The organism is Ochrovirga pacifica (assembly GCF_000220525.1).
Taxonomy (GTDB): Bacteria; Bacteroidota; Bacteroidia; order Flavobacteriales; family Flavobacteriaceae; genus Ochrovirga; species Ochrovirga pacifica.
Genome location: NZ_AFPK01000028.1, coordinates 19,337 through 38,721, shown reverse-complemented (window position 1 = coordinate 38,721; position 19,385 = coordinate 19,337). Strand labels below are relative to the sequence as shown.

At 35.0% G+C, this 19,385-nt stretch carries 15 protein-coding genes; 7 read left to right on the top strand and 8 right to left on the bottom strand.

Going from position 1 to position 19,385, the window contains the following annotated elements; genetic code table 11:
- Positions 1–4: 4 nt before the first annotated feature.
- The 3 genes from FS85_RS0104595 to FS85_RS0104585 all read left to right on the top strand — a co-directional run bounded on the left by FS85_RS0104595 (position 5) and on the right by FS85_RS0104585 (position 5,576).
- Entirely contained in the window at positions 5–1,048 is a 1,044-nt protein-coding gene (locus tag FS85_RS0104595; protein WP_010134898.1) for an ABC transporter permease, read from the top strand.
- A 72-nt stretch (positions 1,049–1,120) separates the two neighbouring features.
- Complete coding sequence (locus FS85_RS0104590) at positions 1,121–4,042, top strand: glycoside hydrolase family 2 protein (protein WP_010134897.1); 2,922 nt, start codon at positions 1,121–1,123, stop codon at positions 4,040–4,042.
- Positions 4,043–4,244: 202 nt separating this feature from the next.
- Complete coding sequence (locus FS85_RS0104585; protein WP_010134896.1) at positions 4,245–5,576, top strand: PhoH family protein; 1,332 nt, start codon at positions 4,245–4,247, stop codon at positions 5,574–5,576.
- 86 nt (positions 5,577–5,662) lie between these two features.
- Here FS85_RS0104585 and FS85_RS0104580 read toward each other — a convergent pair whose 3' ends face one another.
- The 5 genes from FS85_RS0104580 to FS85_RS16065 form a co-directional block, all read right to left on the bottom strand.
- Positions 5,663–6,133 (bottom strand): YehS family protein, encoded by a 471-nt coding sequence (locus FS85_RS0104580; protein WP_010134895.1) that lies wholly within the window; start codon positions 6,131–6,133, stop codon positions 5,663–5,665.
- The gene (locus tag FS85_RS0104575; protein WP_010134894.1) at positions 6,123–7,070 is read right to left on the bottom strand and encodes an NAD(P)H-dependent flavin oxidoreductase; all 948 of its coding nucleotides are present in this window, start codon (positions 7,068–7,070) and stop codon (positions 6,123–6,125) included. Before FS85_RS0104575 ends, FS85_RS0104580 begins: the two co-directional genes overlap by 11 nt.
- Before the next feature lie 17 nt (positions 7,071–7,087).
- Entirely contained in the window at positions 7,088–8,707 is a 1,620-nt protein-coding gene (locus FS85_RS0104570; RefSeq protein WP_010134893.1) for a S8 family peptidase, read from the bottom strand.
- Between the two features lie 10 nt (positions 8,708–8,717).
- Positions 8,718–9,908, bottom strand: a complete 1,191-nt coding sequence (gene mnmA, locus FS85_RS0104565; RefSeq protein WP_010134892.1) for a tRNA 2-thiouridine(34) synthase MnmA — start codon at positions 9,906–9,908, stop codon at positions 8,718–8,720.
- A gap of 78 nt (positions 9,909–9,986) precedes the next feature.
- Positions 9,987–11,582: a toxin-antitoxin system YwqK family antitoxin gene (locus FS85_RS16065; RefSeq protein WP_010134890.1), complete on the bottom strand. Its 1,596-nt coding sequence runs from the start codon at positions 11,580–11,582 to the stop codon at positions 9,987–9,989.
- Positions 11,583–11,742: 160 nt separating this feature from the next.
- Between FS85_RS16065 and purB the strand changes: the two genes are divergently transcribed.
- Both purB and FS85_RS0104550 read left to right on the top strand, forming a co-directional pair.
- On the top strand, positions 11,743–13,086 hold the full coding sequence (gene purB, locus FS85_RS0104555; RefSeq protein WP_010134888.1) for an adenylosuccinate lyase: 1,344 nt from the start codon (positions 11,743–11,745) through the stop codon (positions 13,084–13,086).
- Between the two features lie 4 nt (positions 13,087–13,090).
- On the top strand, positions 13,091–13,462 hold the full coding sequence (locus FS85_RS0104550; protein WP_010134886.1) for a hypothetical protein: 372 nt from the start codon (positions 13,091–13,093) through the stop codon (positions 13,460–13,462).
- A gap of 41 nt (positions 13,463–13,503) precedes the next feature.
- On the opposite strand, the gene sppA is transcribed toward FS85_RS0104550, so the two are convergent.
- A complete protein-coding gene (gene sppA / locus FS85_RS0104545) occupies positions 13,504–15,240 on the bottom strand; it encodes a signal peptide peptidase SppA (RefSeq protein ID WP_010134884.1) in 1,737 nt (578 codons plus the stop codon).
- Between the two features lie 63 nt (positions 15,241–15,303).
- Between sppA and folK the strand changes: the two genes are divergently transcribed.
- Together folK and FS85_RS0104535 are read left to right on the top strand one after the other, a co-directional pair.
- Complete coding sequence (gene folK / locus FS85_RS15110) at positions 15,304–15,804, top strand: 2-amino-4-hydroxy-6-hydroxymethyldihydropteridine diphosphokinase (protein WP_010134882.1); 501 nt, start codon at positions 15,304–15,306, stop codon at positions 15,802–15,804.
- A gap of 10 nt (positions 15,805–15,814) precedes the next feature.
- Positions 15,815–17,116 (top strand): leucine-rich repeat-containing protein kinase family protein, encoded by a 1,302-nt coding sequence (locus tag FS85_RS0104535; RefSeq protein WP_010134880.1) that lies wholly within the window; start codon positions 15,815–15,817, stop codon positions 17,114–17,116.
- A 53-nt stretch (positions 17,117–17,169) separates the two neighbouring features.
- Here the strand turns inward: FS85_RS0104535 and FS85_RS0104530 are convergent, their stop codons facing one another.
- Together FS85_RS0104530 and FS85_RS0104525 are read right to left on the bottom strand one after the other, a co-directional pair.
- Complete coding sequence (locus tag FS85_RS0104530) at positions 17,170–17,889, bottom strand: 3-ketoacyl-ACP reductase (RefSeq protein WP_010134879.1); 720 nt, start codon at positions 17,887–17,889, stop codon at positions 17,170–17,172.
- A gap of 179 nt (positions 17,890–18,068) precedes the next feature.
- On the bottom strand, positions 18,069–19,148 hold the full coding sequence (locus tag FS85_RS0104525; protein ID WP_010134878.1) for a serine hydrolase domain-containing protein: 1,080 nt from the start codon (positions 19,146–19,148) through the stop codon (positions 18,069–18,071).
- Positions 19,149–19,385 lie beyond the last annotated feature (237 nt).

Genomic DNA, 19,385 nt, shown 5'->3' with positions numbered 1-19,385 from the left:
TCACATGAGATTGTCTTCTCATTTCATGTTTAAAAACCTATTAGCCAACCTTTGTGTTGGCTTTATCTGTTTAGGTAGTGTACTCGCTTTGTTAGCCTATTTTATTGCACCAGACAATACACCCAATGCCAACACCATGCATGTTACTTTACAGGCAAAACCACCTGGATATACTACTTACATGCTACAAGAAGTACAAAACAACAATCATAAAACTTCTGTATGGCATCAATTTTTATATGGCAAATCTATTTTTGTAAAAGAAACACCTATTTCTGAATATTTTACTAGTACTCCAGAAAAAATTACGTATCGACCCGAACGACAAGATGAATTTGTAGAAATAGCAAAAACAGAGCAAGTAAAGGTTGTTAAAAAAACCTTTTGGTTGGGTACAGATAAATACGGTAGAGATTTACTTAGTCGTTTGATTATTGGGGCACGCATTTCTTTTTCTATAGGAATAGTTGCCGTAAGTATTTCTTTAGTTATAGGTATGTTATTAGGAGCTTTGGCTGGTTATTTTGGCGGTTTTGTAGATAGTATCATCATGTGGATTATTAACGTAACCTGGTCTATTCCAACCATATTATTAGTCATTGCAATTACTGTAAGTTTGGGCAAAGGACTTTGGCAAATTTATGTTGCTGTGGGTTTAACTATGTGGGTAGAAGTAGCTCGTGTGGTAAGAGGTCAGACTATAAGTATTAAAAACAGGCAATATATAGAGGCTGCTAAAGTTTTGGGCTTGTCTGATTTTCAAATCATCATCAAACATATTATTCCTAATATTATTGGCCCCATTATTGTAATTTCTGCATCTAATTTTGCCGCATCAATTTTAGTAGAAAGTGGTCTTAGTTTTTTAGGATTGGGAGCACAACCTCCTACTCCTTCTTGGGGAATTATTATAAAAAACCACTACAATTATATTGTTACAGGAAAAGCTTTTTTAGCAATTATTCCAGGAATGCTTATTGTATTTTTAGTACTTTCTTTTATGATTATTGGAAATGTGCTAAGAGATAAGTGGGATGTAAAAAACTAATCTTATCCTAAACAAATCATTTGTGATAGTACTTTTTTAAACGATGTTGTAGTTTCGTGAAAAACAAATTTCATGAAACATTTTTCACTAATACTTTTCTGCTTTTTATGTGGCTTTAGAATATATTCGCAAGAACTCCCTAAAGGTTTTCCAGCAACAGAGCGAACAAAAATAAACCTAAAAACTGGATGGAAGTTTTTATTAGGCCAACCCGATGCCAAAAACTATTTACCCAATCTAGATGATACAAATTGGGAAAATGTTAGCATTCCTCATACCTTAAAACTGACCTCTTTAACCTTAGACGGTTTACAAGACGAAAAAACTCAGCTAATTTTTCATAGAAATGTAGGTTGGTATCGAAAAACAATTCCCGTAAAAAACCACCAAAAAAAGGTGTTTTTAGAATTCGAGGGCGTACATCAAAAAACAGATGTATGGGTAAATGGAGTGCATGTAGGAACTTCAGCCATTGGAGGTTATTCTCCTTTTCATTTTGATATTACACCATATGTTCACAAAGGACAAAATAACCAAATCACTGTATTGGCAGATAACCGACGAAGTGATGTTATTCCGCCAGATCCAGGTCCATTTGATTATGTAAAATTTAGCGGACTATATCGCGATGTTTATTTGGTAGAAACCGATCCAGTACACGTTACTTTTAACTGGGAAGCCATGGATACAGGAGTAAACATTACCACACCTACCATAGATGTGGTAAATAAAAATGCAACGATCAATATTAAAACATCGATTAAAAACGAGCGTAACACCCCAGTAAACTGCACTATCAAAACACGAATTATAGACAAAAAAGGACTGGTGGTTTTGCGTTTGGAGAATACACAAACTATAGATAAGAAACAGTCTTTCCAATTCAATCAAATAGGAAGCATTGAAGACAATGTTCACTTTTGGAATACCATCAACCCTTATTTATATAGGGTAAATAGCGTTATATGGGTCGATGGAAAAGCCGTAGATTTTGTAGAAAACAAAATAGGACTACGAAAATTTGAATTAGATCCAGAAAGAGGTTTTTTACTCAACGATCAACCTATCAAATTGATTGGTGCCAACCGTCATCAACATTTTCCTTATATAGGCGATGCAGTACCCAACTCGTTACATTACAAAGATGTATTACAGTTTAAAGAATATGGTTTTAACATTTTAAGGACCGCACATTACCCTCATGACAACACCATTTTAGATGCCTGTGACGAATTGGGAATTTTAGTTTATGAGGAAGCTCCTACTTGGATTTCTATCTCGCAAAAAAAAGAATGGTGGGATCATTTAGAACAAGCGGCTCGTGTATTGGTTAGAAATCACAGAAATCATCCGTCAGTAGTCATGTGGGGTGCCGGAATCAATCACAGAGGCTATGTTCCTAGAATACATAATACTATCAAACAAGAAGACCCTACTCGTTTAACGGCATCTCAGGGAGCTAGATGGACAGGATGGCAAAGTTCTGGACTTACAGATATCAATGCAAACATGCTTTACGGACCCTTTATTTGGGACCGATCCGAACCAATGTTTGCTATGGAAGGGAGACACGGTGCCGAAGCTTTGGGACCTTATTTTAGAGACCCAAAAATGACTGGATTAATTTCTTGGACTGCTCACGCCTATTATACTTTTCATCCAACTCATGCCAAAGCCAACGATTCTATAGACCGAACACGTAGCGGTATGATGACTATTTTTAGGCAACCTCGCCCAGAACTGGATTGGTACAAAACAGAATTAAAAAAAGAACCTTTTGTTAAAATTCTGGAGAACTGGCAACCCAAAACCAACCAAATAACTGTGTATAGCAATGCCAAAACAGTAGAACTGTTTGTAAACGGAAAAAGCGTAGCCAAACAGCAACCAAGCAAAGACACTATATACAACGGGCTACAGCATGCTCCTTTTCATTTTAAAAACATTCCATATCAAAAAGGTAAAATAGAAGCACGTGCTTACTTTAACAACGGAAATATACTTAGTAAAACCAAACAGACTGTGGGAAAACCCTATGCCATTCAGCTCCGTATAGACGATGCCAACAGAACCTTTGAAGCCGATCAGAGTGATATAGTACTTGCCTATGCCACAGTTGTAGATAAAAACGGAATGGTAGTTTCTAATTTTGATAAAAAAATACATTTTAGCGTTAACAAAGACGCTCAAATCATAGGAGATGCTACAGACATTAATGCCAACCCTATGTTTACAGAGTACGGTGTAGCACCTGCCTTGATACGAGCAGGAAAAGAAACAGGAAAACTAACCGTAAAAGCAAGCTGTAAAGGACTAAAATCTGCCAAAGCTACTACTTGGATTACTTCTTATACAGCTAATGAAATTGCTAAAAATGCTCAGGCAATTTATGATTTTGATACAGAGAGAGTAGATTTGGGAGCTCCAGATCAGTTAACACAGTTTGGATGGAACTACTGGAACGGCACAGACCAAAACCAACAATCAACCTATGTATTTAAAAACTTTAGCTATGCCTCTGTATCAATAAAAACTGCAAGTAACAAGGGAATTATTCGTTGGCTGGGTGAAATGAATGTGATTGGTAAATATGGTTTTGCTTATGGTGATGGTGTAATTGCTATCGACAAACAAGGAGTCAATTTGGTCTTTCAACATTTAGCAAAAGGAACCTACAAGCTCACCACTTGGCATCATGCTCCAAGAACCAATTCAGATTTGATGGATTCGAATACAAACAAACTCAAATCACAAAAAATATACAAATTGCCTTACGAAAAACAGATTGATATTACAGTAAAAGGACAAGAACAAAACGCGCATACAAAAATAAGCGAAGGGAAAAACAGACAGTACAAGGCATCCGAGACGGCTGAAATTGTATTTACATCCGATGGGACAAACGATGTGATTATTAATTATGATGGAAAAGAAGATAAAGGAATTTGGATCAATGCCTTTGAGCTCAGTCAGTGGAGTAATGACTTAAATTAAAAAAGTACCAAGCCGATGTTTTTAATAATACATCGGCTTTTTTGTAAAAATTAAAACAACCACACATACATGATTCACTCATTATCAAAAACTTAGTAAAAACCTATTAAAAAACAGCACCAATTAATAGGTCTTAGTTACTAGATTCCGTTGTTTCCCATAAAAAAGATTGCTACATTTAAGTACACTAAAACACCTTAATATGACAATAAAACATCCTAAAAAAATATTTGTCTTAGATACTTCTGTATTACTTTTTGACCACAACTCCATTAAAAATTTTGAAGATAACAATGTTGTAATTCCCATAACAGTTTTAGAAGAGTTAGACAATTTTAAAATAGGAAATGATACCAAAAACTTTGAAGCCCGATCTGTCATACGTTTTTTAGATAAAATATCAGACAACAAAAATTTAAACGAATGGATTTCTTTAGGAAAAGAAAAGGGAGATTTGTTTATAGCCATGAACAACAATCCTAAAGACAAAAGTGCCAAAGATGCTTATGGAACCGGTAAAAACGACCATAAAATTATTGACACAGCTTTGCTGATGAAAGAAGAATTTCCTGAAACCAAAGTAACCTTAGTCACCAAAGACATCAACTTAAGGATCAAAGCAAAGGCATTACAGCTAAAAGCTGAAGATTACAAAACAGGAAAAGTTGTTGATATTAAAAAAGTTTCCAAAGGCTCTATCAATCTAGATGATTTAGAATCGGACGTAATTCGTGAGTTGTATCAAAACAATGCTATTGATGAAAATGGCATTTTAGGCGATCAAAAAATGGCAAACGGGTATTATATTCTTAACAACAGCCAAGACTCTGTATTGGCTCGATACAATTCCGAAACCAAAAAGATAGAACGAGTAGAAAAAAGTTATGCCTACGGAATTAAACCCAAAAATGCAGAACAAACTTTTGCGATTGATGCACTACTTAATCAGGATATTAAATTAATTGCTTTACAAGGAATTGCAGGAACAGGGAAAACACTTTTGGCATTGGCAACTGCATTAGAACAAAAAAACTTATACAACCAAATTATTTTAGCCAGACCTATTATACCGCTTAGCAACCGTGACATTGGTTTTTTGCCTGGAGGTGCCGAAGAAAAAATATCTCCCTATATGCAACCTTTATTTGACAACCTAAAGTTCATCAAATCGCAATACAAAGCAGACTCTAGAAAAAGAAAAGCTTTGGATGAAATGGAAGAAAATGAAGAACTGGTCCTTACCGCTTTGGCTTTTATTAGAGGTCGTAGCTTGGCAAATGTAATTATGATTGTAGACGAATCTCAGAACCTAACACCACACGAAGTAAAAACCATTATTACACGTGCCGGAGAAGGAACCAAAATTATTTTTACGGGAGACATCAATCAAATTGATACTCCCTATATGGACGAACATAGTAACGGTTTAACTTATTTGATTGACAAATTAAAAGGACATGAACTTTTTGCTCATATAAAATTAGAAAAAGGAGAACGTTCTGAATTGGCCAATTTAGCCAACGACTTGTTATAATTTGTCTATTCTTCTTATATAAAACAGCTTCTAATTCTAAAGAAGCTGTTTTTTTTAATGATTCGTCCTTTAAAAAAGACACTTATTTATTTTTTATCTGGATTATTTTTTAGGTACAAGCCATTTAAAAAATTACGCAATACTTGATCTTGACACTTTTTATAATGATGATGTCCTGGTTTTCTAAAAAAAGCCGAAAGTTCTGATTTTCCAAAATTAAAACCTGCCAATTTAAGCAAGGCTAAAATATCAGTATCTTTTAGGTTTAGGGCTATTCTTAATTTTCTAAAAACAATATTGTTATTTAATTTTTGCTCGGCTACAGGCACTATTCCCTCTTTTTTTCCACGGTAGTGAACAATCATTCCGTTTAAAAAATTGGCAAACTGTTCGTCATCTAAAGATGTATTCTCTTTTTCAGAAGTATCTTTTGCTAAATAAGTTGTTATTTGTTCAGGAGTTATTGTAAGTCCCACTTGATTAAAAAAAGAGATCATATCTTGTGGAGTATAGTTAAAAGCGTATTTTAATCTTCTAAAAACATCATTATTTGTCATGTGATAAGTTTTGTTTTACCGTTTGGTATTCTTCAATTAAATTTTTCATGATAGTTTTTACATCATCAATTTGATGTAAAAGCCCTACTATTTGTCCTATTTCTAATTTTCCGTCTGCAACTTTTCCTTCAAAAATACCCGTTTTTAATTTAGCTGCATCGTAAAAAGCTTTTAGAGTTTCTATACTAGGATGTGTTTGGTACAATGCCAACAATTTTTGATAATATTCATTTTTTACAATTCTTACAGGAGCCAGTTCTTTAAACGTTAACTGTGTGCTGCCATCTTGCAACTCTGTCATTAATTCTTTAAAATTTTGATGAGCTGAAGACTCTTTACTCACCGCAAAACGACTTCCTATTTGTACTCCATCTGCCCCTAAAACTTCTGCAGCTAAAACGCCTCTCCCCGTTGCAATTCCTCCAGCGGCTATTAGCGGAATTTTAAGGTGTTCTTTTAGCATTGGAATAAGTGTAAACGTTGTGGTTTCTTCTCTTCCGTTGTGCCCACCCGCTTCAAATCCTTCGGCAACAACAGCATTCACTCCTGCTTCTTGTGCTTTTAACGCAAACTTAACACTACTTACTACATGCACCACTATTATTCCATGAGCTTGTAATTTAGCTGTCCATAATTTTGGATTTCCTGCCGAAGTGAATACAATTTTCACTCCCTCTTCTAGTACAATTTGCATCAACTCTTCTACTTGAGGATACATTAACGGAATATTAACCCCAAAAGGTTTGTCTGTATTTTGCTGACATTTTTTTATATGTTCTCTAAAGACTTCTGGATACATAGACCCCGCCCCTAACAAGCCCAAGCCTCCTGCATTGCTTACAGCAGTTACCAGTTTGTGACCACTTACCCAAACCATTCCTCCTTGAACAATAGCGTATTGTATCCCTAATAATTTTGTTATTCTATTCTGTTGCATTCTCTGTGTGTTTATCCTCAGTTTCCCACTTGTATTCTTCTGATTTCTGTTTGCTGCTGATATCTGTACTTTACCACATAAATTCCGCTAGCCAATTGCTTAAATGACTGTATGTTTTGATCTGGTGAACATTTCCAATGGATAAGCTTTTTTCCTGTAATGCTAAAAACATCAACCCAAACAAATCCCTTAAAATCAACATCAAACAAAACTTCTACTTGTTGAAGAGACCAAAAAAACTGGAATGGAAACTGTTTTTTTTCGGGAATAGTAATTCCTTTAAGATCTAGCACACCATATCCTTCTTGTGCTCTAGGTTGATGTACCCATTGAGAATTCTGAATGATCATCTCTCTAATTTCCAAGTTGGTTTTAAACGAAAATGCCTGCCACAAACAAGCTGCAATACCTGCTATGATAGGACAAGAAAATGATGTTCCACTCTGTTCCACAATTTGGTTGTCTGTATTCACTACTTTAACCGCAACTCCTTGTGCCAAAGTTTCTGGTTTTACACGTTCATCTGCAGTAGGTCCGTAAGAAGAAAAGCTTGCAATTTGCTTATGCACATCTACTGCACCAACAGCAAGAATATTAGGAGCATCTGCAGGTGCAGCCAAGTACTTCCATGATTTATTTCCTAAATTTCCCACAGCATTTACGACTAAAATTCCTTTAGATGCTGCTATAGCTGCTCCGATTGTTACAAAGGCTGTAGTCCCATTTAAATCTGCATAAGTATAGTTGTATTTAGCTTCTGCAAACTGTGTATATCCCAAAGAACTATTTATGATTGATACCCCTAAACTATCTGCTTTTTCAGCAGCTTGTACCCAATAAAATTCTTCTAACGGATGGTCTAACCCTTGGTAATCTTCGGTAACAAATAAGTGATAATTAGCGTTGGGTGCAGTTCCTATCAAAAAATCTTTCTTATATGCTGCTAAGGTAGATAATACGTGTAATCCGTGAGTTCTGCCTATTTCTTGATATACATCCGTTGTTTGATTCACAAAATTGTATGTGTTTTTAATTTCTCCATTTTCTAAGTTTCCATCCAACAAATGAGAAAATACCGAAACCTTACGAACTCCGTAAAACCCTTCGTCAAAAACAGCAATATCTATACCTGCTCCCAAATACCCTTTTTTATGGAGTTCATCTAAGTGTAATATCGAATTTTGAGATGTTGTATTGCCATAAAACTTGGCGGTAGAGTCTGCTTGCTGTATTTGCTGAGCATCTGTACTTTCGGGAATATCTATACTTAAATTTGTACGTTCTAAAGAACGATTGGCAAACTGTACTCTAGCTACAAAAGGAAGACTTAATGTCTTTAGCACTTGTTCTTCTGTTCCTACTACATGCACTGCATTTCTCCATTTAGAAGCTCCGTATACTTGTAATTCGGTTTCTCTTTTTAGGGTTTGTAGATAGTTAAGTGCTACGGGGACATCACTTAGGTCTAAAGCTATTTGCTGCTCAGTTCTACGATCCAAAGCTTTTTGAGAAAGCATTTGCAAAGGATTTTGCAAATAATACTTTGCTTGTGGTTTGTCTTTAAAAAAAATCCAAGCATGTTCCTGTGCTTTTAGCTGATAGGAAATGAACAACAAAAGCACAGCAAAATACTTCATTTTTTATATTTTAAGCAATCACGCCAGAACCTAACAATTCTTCCTTGGCATACCAAGCTACAAATTGCCCTTCTTGTATGGCTGATTGTGGATTGTTAAAAGCAACATACATTCCGTTAGCTACTTGGTATAAAGTGGCTTTTTCTAAAGGTTGACGGTAACGAATTCTAGCGGACACTTCTAAGGTTTGCCCAATATTTAAAGCCAAATCTTTTCTTACCCAATGCAATTCTTCATTGGCCACAAACAATACTTTTCTATACAAACCAGGATGTTGTTTACCTTCTCCTGCATAAATTATATTTTCTTCAACATCGGTTTCTATTACAAACAATGGCTCTTGGGTTCCCCCTACAGCCAATCCTTTTCGCTGACCTTTGGTAAAATAGTGAGCCCCTTGATGCTTGGCAACGGTTTTTCCACTATCAATGCTATACTCGTACTTTTGAGCATAAAAAGCCAGTTCTGCTTCTTTATTTTTAAATACAGGAACTTCTTGTTGATAGGCGTTGTAGTCTTTTGGAACTTGTACAATTACCCCTTCTTTGGGTTGTAGCTTTTGTTGTAAAAATTCTGGCAATCGTACTTTTCCAATAAAACAAAGTCCCTGAGAATCTTTTTTCTCTGCAGTTACTAAATCTAATTCTTTGGCAATTTCTCTTACTTCGGGTTTGGTTAATTCTCCTATAGGAAACAAAGCTTTAGCCAGTTGTTCTTGAGACAATTGACATAAAAAATACGATTGATCTTTATGGATATCAACCCCAGCTTTCAGTTGATATACTTCTTTACCATTATCATCACTTGTTACGGTTCTACGGCAATAATGTCCTGTTGCTACAAAATCTGCTCCTAAATCTAGTGCTATTTTCATAAACACATCAAACTTTATTTCTCGGTTGCAAAGTACATCAGGGTTGGGAGTTCGTCCTCGCTCGTATTCATAAAACATATAATTTACAATACGTTCTTTGTATTCTTCGCTTAAATCAACTACTTGAAAAGGAATGCCCAATTTTTCTGCTACCAACATGGCATCATTACTATCTTCTAACCAAGGACACTCATTAGAAATGGTCACGGAATCATCGTGCCAATTTTTCATAAACAATCCTATTACTTCATATCCTTGTTGTTGCAACAAATATGCTGCTACACTACTGTCTACGCCTCCTGAAAGTCCAACGACTACTCGTTTCATATTCAAAAAAATTTAAGTGCACAAAGATACGACAAAAAATTAAGAGCAGAATTGTTCACCTTTTGGAATTAACAAGCGTTAATAAAGCTTCTTTTTACTTTTCTTCTCTCTAGCTTCAATATTTTTTAAAATTTCTTCATCAGACAATTTCTGAACTTCCTTTTTAGGTTTTTCTTTTTTACGATCAATGTTTTCTAGTATTTCCTGATCTGTTATTTTCTTTATCCCTTTTTTCTTTTTGTTCTTTGCTTGATTTTTCTTTCTGATGTTTTCTAAAATCTCAGCATCTTCTATTTTTTTCTCTTCGATTAGCTGATCCATCTTAGAAGACATATTTCTTAGAATTTGATCATCCGTAGGTTTGTCGTATTTAGGTTGGGTTGCTTTAATACGTTTGGCTTTTATACTTGCCAAAATTTCCTCATCCGTCATTTTTTCGTAGTCAGGTTCGTTTTCTTCAACCTGTTGCTTGGCTCTAATATTTGCTAAAATCTCTTCATCTGTTAAACGTTCGTATTCTATAACCTCATTCCTTTTGGCCTGAATGTTTGCAAGAATCTGATCGTCTGACATTTTTGCGTACTGTTTTTCAGCTTCAGGCTGCTTTTTTCTAATATTTTCTAGTATTTCTTGGTCTGTAAGCTGTGCATAAGGTAGTTCTCCTGTTTCTTGTTTCGCTTTTATATTGGCCAAAATCTCTTCATCACTCAACTTAGCATAGCTCGGTGCTTGATTGGCGATTTCTTGCTTGGCACGAATGTTATCCAAAATTTCTGCATCGGTTAATTTCTCGTAACGTTGTACTTCTTGCTTTTTAGCTGCAATGTTTGCTAAAATTTGTTCATCGGTTAGTTTGGCATAATCTGGCTGTTTTAGCATTTGCTTTGCCCTTATATTTCTTAAAATTTGCTCATCGGTTAGTTTGGCATATTCTGGTCTATCAGGTTGATTTTTATCTGCTATGCTTTTTAAAATATGTTCATCCGAAGGCTTGTCTCTTTTTAAGTTAGGCTCTTTGTACCCCATATACTCTCCATCAATATAATAATCCCACCTTCCTACTTTATAATCTTTGTAATACAATCCCGATTCTTTTAGATTTCCATTAGCTTCGTAAAAATTGGCACGACCATGTAAAATTCCGTCTACAAAAGTCATTTCTAACAACTTATTTCCTTGTTGGCTATATCGGATCATCATTCCATCCTTAACTCCATTTTTATAATAGGCTTCTTCGGCAACTACTCCCGAATCAAAATAAACAGTTCGTTTTCCATGCAGTTGATTGTTTTTATAATTCTCTACCAAAATTACATTCCCTTTTCTGCTGTAAAACTCCCAAACTCCTTCGCGATTTTTTTCGTTTAATGTACCTTTGCTTTGTACACGACCATAAAAATCATAAAAAGTAACCTGTGCCAACGTTGAAGTTTCAGAAAACACCTTTTTAATTGCTGGATAATTGTTGGCAATTTTATTTTCATAAAAAAGAAACGTTCCTACTTCTTTTCCGTGCTGAAAAGCCCCCGTATAGCGAATTCTTCCAGAAGGATATCTTTTTTCCCAATAACCGTGTCTATTTCCTTGGTTGTCTGTTTGATTGATTTCTTTTTTTTGAGCGGATAAAGAAGTTGTAAATAAGAGTGAAAAAATTAAAAAAGGAACAAATTTCATCAATAAATAATTTGGTAGATTGCCACTGTTTGATTCGTAAATCTCAGTGTTTTATTGCAATTTTGTTTGGCTTAAAAGTACAAAGTCTAAAGTATAAAAAAAACATCTTTTTACTTTTCTTATTTTGATGTACTTTTGCACTTTAATCAAAATAAATAAGATGAGTTTATCCAATTTAAATGCGATTTCTCCTATTGATGGAAGGTACCGTAGTAAAGTAGCTTCATTAGCCGCTTACTACTCCGAAGAAGCATTGATAAAATACAGAGTAAAGGTAGAAATTGAATACTTTATAGCTTTGTGCGAAATTCCTTTACCTCAGTTAGAAGATTTTAATACTTCTTTGTACGATGACTTAAGAGCTATTTATCAAGATTTTTCTAGTGATGATGCTCAGAAAATAAAAGATATAGAAAAAGTAACCAACCACGATGTAAAAGCGGTAGAATACTTTATTAAAGAAAAGTTTGATGCCTTAGAATTACAAACATATAAAGAGTTTATTCACTTTGGTCTTACTTCTCAGGACATTAACAACACTGCCATTCCTTTGTCTATTAAAGACATGTTTAACCAAGTTTACTTTAAAGAATTGTCTTTAGTAGTAGACAAGTTAAATGAACTAGCTACAGAATGGAAAGACATATCTATGTTGGCTAGAACCCATGGTCAACCGGCATCTCCTACACGTTTAGGAAAAGAAATTAAAGTGTTTGTAGAGCGTATTGAACAACAATTAACATTGTTACAACAAATACCACATGCAGCAAAATTTGGGGGAGCTACAGGAAATTTTAACGCACATCATGTTGCTTACCCAACAATTGATTGGAAGTCTTTTGGTACTGATTTTGTTGAAAATATTTTAGGCCTGCATCATTCTTTTCCAACCACACAAATAGAACACTACGATCATATGGCTGCTATTTTTGATGCTGCCAAACGCATCAACACCATCTTGATTGATTTGGATAGAGATATTTGGACTTATGTTTCTAACGATTACTTTAAGCAAAAAATCAAAAAAGGAGAAGTAGGATCTTCAGCAATGCCTCATAAAGTAAATCCTATTGATTTTGAAAACTCTGAAGGAAACTTAGGAATTGCCAATGCAATTTTTGAACACTTGTCTGTAAAATTACCAGTATCTAGATTGCAACGCGATTTAACAGATTCTACCGTATTAAGAAATATTGGGGTTCCTTTTGGACATACATTAATTGGATTTGCATCTACATTAAAAGGGTTGAACAAACTGTTAATTAACACCGATGCTTTTGCCAAAGACTTAGAAAATAATTGGGCAGTGGTTGCCGAAGCTATTCAAACTATTTTACGTAGAGAGGCCTATCCAAACCCATACGAAACGTTAAAAGGGCTAACCCGTGTAAACGAAAAAATTACAGGAGCAACGATTGCTAGTTTTATTGATACGTTAGAAGTTTCTGACGACATTAAAACAGAATTAAAAGCCATTACTCCTAGCAATTATACAGGTATTTAATTACATGAAACATCTTATTTATATCATAGTAGCATCTGTTTTGACTTCTTGCGTTTCTGGAAACAAAACAGATGTTTCTTATTTTAAAGAAGGACATTTTAAAACCTATTTAGGCAAAAGAAAAGATAGCTCTACTTTTTACAGAACTGAAATGTTACAAATAGAGTTTTATAAAAATCAAGTAGATACGTTTTCCATTTACTGGAAATCTGATTTTGAATACGAGCTAAGAAAGGTAAATCCCAAAAGTAAACTGGACAGCATTCCGTTTGTTGTAAAAATTACAGGGATTAAAGAAAAATCATATCAATTTAAAGGCTCTTACCTAGGAAGCAACTTTAAACAAGAAGGAGAAACCATCAAAATAGATAAGTAAAATCAACTTTCACTTATCTATTTTTTGTTTCTGTTAAAGTTCTACTCTACCATCAATTCAAAAGGAATACGTGTTTGTGCAGATGGCTCTTCTAGCACTCTTTGCAAAATTGTAGCTTTGCTAGATACTTTTTTAGGCAAAAAAGCATTCCACCCAAATTTTGTCTGTAGCAAAGGAGAAAAACCTAACATTTCTTTTAAATCTAAGTCGTATTTAGGATATTCTTCTATCGAAAAATCTTGCAATGCTACTTGTTCTGATGCATAAATAATAGCATCTTCTAAACTTCCTAACTCATCAACCAAACCTATTTCTAATGCTTTGCTACCTGTCCACACTCTTCCTTGCGCAATTTGATTGACTTGTTGTTTGGTCATCTTTCTTCCCTCAGAAACACGAGTAACAAAAGTATCGTAAATGTGTTCTATGCTATTTTTTACAACTCCCTTAAACCTTTTGTCTACAGGATGAAAAGGACTGTAGTGAATTCCGTTATCGTGCGTGCTTACAACTTCTGTATGAATTCCTATATCCTGTGTTAGTTTGGCTGCATTGGGCAAAACTCCAAAAACACCAATAGATCCTGTAATGGTTGTAGGTTCTGCAAAAATTTTGTTGGCACCACAAGCAATGTAATAACCTCCTGAAGCAGCTAAATTCCCCATAGAAACCACCACTGGCTTTTTTTCTTTGGCCATTTGTACAGCATTCCAAATTAAATCGGAAGCTAAAGCACTACCTCCAGGAGAATTTATCCTAAGCACAATTGCTTTTACATTGTTATCTTCTGTTGCTTTCTTAAATGCTTTGATCATTTTTTCTTGACCAATGGTTTTTAAATCTCCTTTGCCGTAAATAATTTCTCCCTGTGCATAAATTACGGCAATTTTCTGAGTTTTAGGAAGCATCTCTAACAAAGTAACTTGAGCTAAATAGTCGTTCATTTTTACTTTCTCTAATGCTTCTGTTCCTAGTTTTTGTTGCATCAGCTTCTCATAAGCATCTGGATACAAAATAGCATCTACCAAACCGTGTTCTTTGGCTGAGGTGGCAGACTGTCCGTACAAATTCATTACAGCAGCATTGACATCAAAATTACGAGACGAATTGATTTCATTTGCTACCTGTTGCCACAAACCTGTAATTAAAGCTGTAATTTGTTCTCTGTTGGCATCGCTCATTTCGTTTGCTAAAAAAGGCTCTACTGCACTTTTGTATTTTCCGTGCCTTACCACTTCCATCTTTACTCCGTATTTTTCTTGAAAGTCTTTAAAAAACATAACTTCAGAGTGCAATCCCTTAAGCTCTACATAACCCAATGGAGAAATAAATAACTGATCTGCTACAGTATACAAATAGTATTTTTTTTGAGAATACACATCCTCATAGGCGTAAATAAATTTCCCACTCTTTTTAAAATCTTCTAACATAGCTCTAAGAGCTGTTAACTGTGCCCAGCCTATATTTTCAGGAATATTGGTTAGGCTAATCCCCTTAATTTTATCATCGTAAATGGCACTCTCTATAGCTTTGCTTATTTGGTTAAATCCGTAGGTTTGATTTTCTAAGCCCAATGCTTCTGCTACAGGGTTTAGCGCTGTAGGAGCGTAATCATTCAACTCACCCGAAAGGTCTATTTCTAGCACCGAATTGGGCTTTACTTCTTTTATAGCGTCTTTAGAGGCAACCATAGCAATGGCAACTCCTATGGTTACAAAAATAACAAGGGCCAAACAGATGGCTACTAAAGAGGCTAAAACGTTTTTTAAGAAATTCATGCTTCAATTTTTTATTCAAAACAAATATAAACCTTTTCTTTGCCTTTTTATTGCATTACAAGGATGAATACAGCACTTTTATCGCTAGGAACCAACCAAGGAAATAAGGTAGAAAACCTGAACAATGCCTTGCAAAAAATAAACAAGATAGGACAAATTACACACGTTTCTTCGGTATACCAAACTCCTCCTTGGGGATTTAAAAGTGAGGATTTTTACAACATTGCTTTATCGGTTAACACCACGCTACTTGCTAAAGATCTGATTGATGAACTTTTAAAAATTGAACAAGAATTAGGAAGAGTTAGAAATCACCAAACCACAGGATATACTGCTAGACCTTTGGATATAGACATCATTTTTTTTAACGATGAAATCATTCAAACAAAAAAATTAGAAATTCCACACCCCAGAATGCAAGATCGAAGATTTGTTTTGATTCCTTTGTTAGAAATTGCCCCCAACCATTACCATCCTACATTAAAAACATCTTTATCTCAGTTGTTAGAAAACTGTAAAGACGATAGTACTATTGTAAAAACAAATCAAACGTTAATTTTTTAATTCCCATAGCATGTTACATACCTTAGAAGCCTTAAAATCTGGAGCATTACTAGGAAGCAAAAAAGTAAAGTTAGCTTGTGGCCTGTCGGAATTTCCTCAAGAACTTTTTACGCTAGCAAACAGTCTAGAAATATTGGATTTGTCTGACAACAATCTGTCAGAGCTACCCAAGAATATGAGCGACTTTAAACACTTAAAAATTGTGTTTTTTGCACGCAACAAATTTCAGAAATTTCCGAGTGAATTGGCAGATTGTCCAGAATTGAGCATGGTAGGATTTCGATCGAATCAAATTAAGGAAATTCCAGAACATGTGTTTCCTAAAAAATTGCGTTGGCTGATTTTAACTGATAATAAAATTACTTACTTACCCAATAGTATTGGGACTTGTTCTTTGCTACAAAAATGTGGATTGGCTGGCAATCAACTTCTAGAACTTCCTGAGGCAATGGCTAATTGCAAAAATTTAGAGTTGCTACGAATTTCTTGCAATCAATTACAGAAATTTCCTTTGTGGTTGTTTCAACTCCCTAAACTAGCTTGGATTGCTTTTAGTGGAAATCCAGCAACACATCAACCTGAACAATTACATAATTTAGCTAGTTATCATTGGCAAGATTTTGAATTGAATACTTTGCTGGGAGAAGGAGCATCTGGAGTAATTTATAAAGCTTTATGGAAAAGTAAATCTACAGAAGTAGCCATTAAACTATTTAAGGGAACGGTTACCACGGATGGTTTACCAGAAGATGAAATGAAAGTTTCTATAGCCACAGGACTTCATCTCAATTTGATTCCTGTAATTGGGCAGCTAAAACACCATCCAGAACAACAAAAAGGTTTGGTGATGGAATTGATTCCTGCTGAATGCAACAACTTAGGAAATCCCCCTAGTTTAGCTACTTGTACAAGAGATACGTTTGATAAAGGTACCTCTTTTTCCTCTAGAGAGTTGTTACACATTTGCCAAGGGATTGCTTCTGTAGCTGCTCATTTGCATAAAAAAGGCATACAGCATGGAGATTTGTATGCACACAATATTTTAATCCATCCTTCTGGAAAAGCAATTTTAGGAGATTTTGGAGCTGCTTCTTTTTACGATGTTCGCTCTTCTCTTTCAAAATTTATAGAGCGTGTAGAAGTCCGTGCTTTTGGTTGCTTGGTAGAAGACATATTGCAATTGACCTCTACAAACACAATGCCCCCTGAAAAACGCACTGCTTGGGAAGCACTTATTACTGTGTGTTGCCACCCCACAGTAGATAAAAGACCTTGTTTTTCGGAAATTGTAACTCTTTTAAAAAACATATAAAAACCTATTTAGACAGACTTACATCAGCCCAAACAGGTTTTTATTTAAGAAACTTACGGATTTGTAGACCACAAAGAAGCCCCTTTTAACATGGCTCTCTTTGGCAATTTTAAACCAGCAACAATTAATTCTGCAAAATCTTCGGGTTGCAACACTTTGTCTTCAGAGTTTTCAGGAATCATTCCCAATTCAGTCGTCATGTCTGTAGCAATAGTACTTGGCGTTAAAGTACACACCCTTATGTTGTTTTTACGCACCTCTTTCATCAAAGATTCAGACAAACCTATTACTGCAAATTTAGAAGCACAGTAAGCAGATATGTTCGGGTTTCCATTTAACCCTGCTGTAGAGGATATATTAAAAATATCTCCAGAATTCTTTTCTAATAAATATGGCAATACTTCTTTGGTAACGTAATAAACTCCCATTACATTGGTCTGAATGGTCTGTGTCCATTGACTTACGTCCATTTCGTTAAAAGATCCGACAGCTGCAATTCCTGCATTATTTACTAAAATATCTACAGTACCCAATTGGTTTATCAAACCTTTGATTCCTGTTTGTACTTGCTCGTACACACCTACATCGAACACTGCATAAATGGCCGTTATGCCATAGGTTTCTAATTCTGCTACGGTAGCTTTTAATACTTCTTCATTTCTACCAGTGATAGCAACATCTATACCTTCTTTGGCAAAAGCAATTGCTGTAGCTTTTCCTAAGCCTCTACCTCCCCCTGTGATGATGGCTTTCTTATTTTTTAAAACAGTCATTTTCTATAATTTATTTAATGATTTCGTGTGGATTGACTCAATCAATCTTAAGAACAAATTTTGAAAAATAGAATGAGAGTACGGTTGAACTAGTTCAATAGGAAAAAAGAAATAACGTATCTGTTTTAGAAATACCTGCATTCCCAAAACCGATGCGTACCTTGTTTACTGCACACAGCTTAAAACTCGTTTTCTAAAATAACCTCTAGTATTTTAGCGCGTTGTTCTCCTTGGTCTTGTTCATTGCTTAACAAAACAATTATTCCATTAGCCTCGGGTACTAGTACCAAAAAGCTTGTAAATCCACGTACATCTCCCCCATGATGGTAAACGATTTTGTTATTCTGTTGTAAAGTAAACCAACCTGCCCCAGGAACATTAACGTCTTCTTGTGCATAAGGAGCAGCAAAAAACTCTTGTTTTTCTGTTTCTGTGTAGAAGTCTCCAAGCATAGCATCTCCCCATTTTTCTAAATCTGCCAAAGAACTTTCTAGTTCTCCTGCACTGTAAGCAATATTCATCTGATACGGTGCAACCTCATCATCTTGGTAATAGCCTTTTGCTCTTTCTGTTCCTGTTATTTCGTCAGGACTTTTTGCTGTGTGATCTAGTGCCAGCGGAGTGTATATTTTTTCTTGCAAATATTGTTGATAGGTTTTTCCTGTCAACCCCTCTATTAACATTCCTAAAATAAAATAATTGGCATTGGAATATGAAAAGTAATCTCCTGGAGTAAACTGCAACCCATCCTCTTGGATTGATTTTGTGATGACCTCCAAAATTTCTTCTTTTTCTATATAATAATCATGCTCCTCTACAAAGTCCTCCACTCCAGCTACATAATCATGTATTCCCGATTGATGTGTTAACAAATGTCTTAGTGTTATCTGATTTCCCAACGGAAATTCATCATCAAAATCACTTAATGGCTGATCTAGACTCTGAATAAACCCATCTCTTTTTAGCTGTATGATGGCAGCTGCTGTAAACGATTTTGTAACAGAACCAATACGGTAGATTAACTCAGGATTGTTGTTTGTAGAATTTGCTACATCTGCCAAACCAAAGCCTTTTCTTACAACATCTTTGTTTCCTTTTCGGATAAGCACACTTCCCCTAAAACCAATTTCTTTTAAATAAGTTTCTGCAGATTGATATGTAGGTTCTTGCAGACTGTTGGTGTTGTTGGTACAAGCAACAAGCCCTAACACAGCTAGCATTGTTGCCAAATAGCTAATTTTTCTAAAATATGTTTTCATCCTATTAAAATTTTATGTTTTTATTGAGACTACAAAACTCTAACGATTGTGTTGTTTAATCGCCCTAGATTATAATTTAACACTTAAAAAGGTGAGATTTAGAACGCACAAAAAACAACATATACAAATCTCATTTTTGTACACAGCAATTATTCAATTTGGTAGCATTTGATAAAAAACACCCAAACCAAAGATGATACATAGGGTGTTTTTAAAATTTATATTACATTTAGGATT

Bases quoted from the DNA above. Each gene is read 5' to 3' on its own strand.
- FS85_RS0104585 (WP_010134896.1), top strand. From the start codon at position 4,245: ATGACAATAAAACATCCTAAAAAAATATTTGTCTTAGATACTTCTGTA.
- FS85_RS0104525 (WP_010134878.1), bottom strand. From the start codon at position 19,148: ATGAAAACATATTTTAGAAAAATTAGCTATTTGGCAACAATGCTAGCT.
- sppA (WP_010134884.1), bottom strand. From the start codon at position 15,240: ATGAATTTCTTAAAAAACGTTTTAGCCTCTTTAGTAGCCATCTGTTTG.
- FS85_RS0104590 (WP_010134897.1), top strand. From the start codon at position 1,121: ATGAAACATTTTTCACTAATACTTTTCTGCTTTTTATGTGGCTTTAGA.
- FS85_RS0104575 (WP_010134894.1), bottom strand. From the start codon at position 7,070: ATGCAACAGAATAGAATAACAAAATTATTAGGGATACAATACGCTATT.
- FS85_RS16065 (WP_010134890.1), bottom strand. From the start codon at position 11,582: ATGAAATTTGTTCCTTTTTTAATTTTTTCACTCTTATTTACAACTTCT.
- FS85_RS0104580 (WP_010134895.1), bottom strand. From the start codon at position 6,133: ATGACAAATAATGATGTTTTTAGAAGATTAAAATACGCTTTTAACTAT.
- FS85_RS0104595 (WP_010134898.1), top strand. From the start codon at position 5: ATGAGATTGTCTTCTCATTTCATGTTTAAAAACCTATTAGCCAACCTT.
- FS85_RS0104530 (WP_010134879.1), bottom strand. From the start codon at position 17,889: ATGACTGTTTTAAAAAATAAGAAAGCCATCATCACAGGGGGAGGTAGA.
- mnmA (WP_010134892.1), bottom strand. From the start codon at position 9,908: ATGAAACGAGTAGTCGTTGGACTTTCAGGAGGCGTAGACAGTAGTGTA.
- FS85_RS0104570 (WP_010134893.1), bottom strand. From the start codon at position 8,707: ATGAAGTATTTTGCTGTGCTTTTGTTGTTCATTTCCTATCAGCTAAAA.
- FS85_RS0104535 (WP_010134880.1), top strand. From the start codon at position 15,815: ATGTTACATACCTTAGAAGCCTTAAAATCTGGAGCATTACTAGGAAGC.
- purB (WP_010134888.1), top strand. From the start codon at position 11,743: ATGAGTTTATCCAATTTAAATGCGATTTCTCCTATTGATGGAAGGTAC.
- folK (WP_010134882.1), top strand. From the start codon at position 15,304: ATGAATACAGCACTTTTATCGCTAGGAACCAACCAAGGAAATAAGGTA.
- FS85_RS0104550 (WP_010134886.1), top strand. From the start codon at position 13,091: ATGAAACATCTTATTTATATCATAGTAGCATCTGTTTTGACTTCTTGC.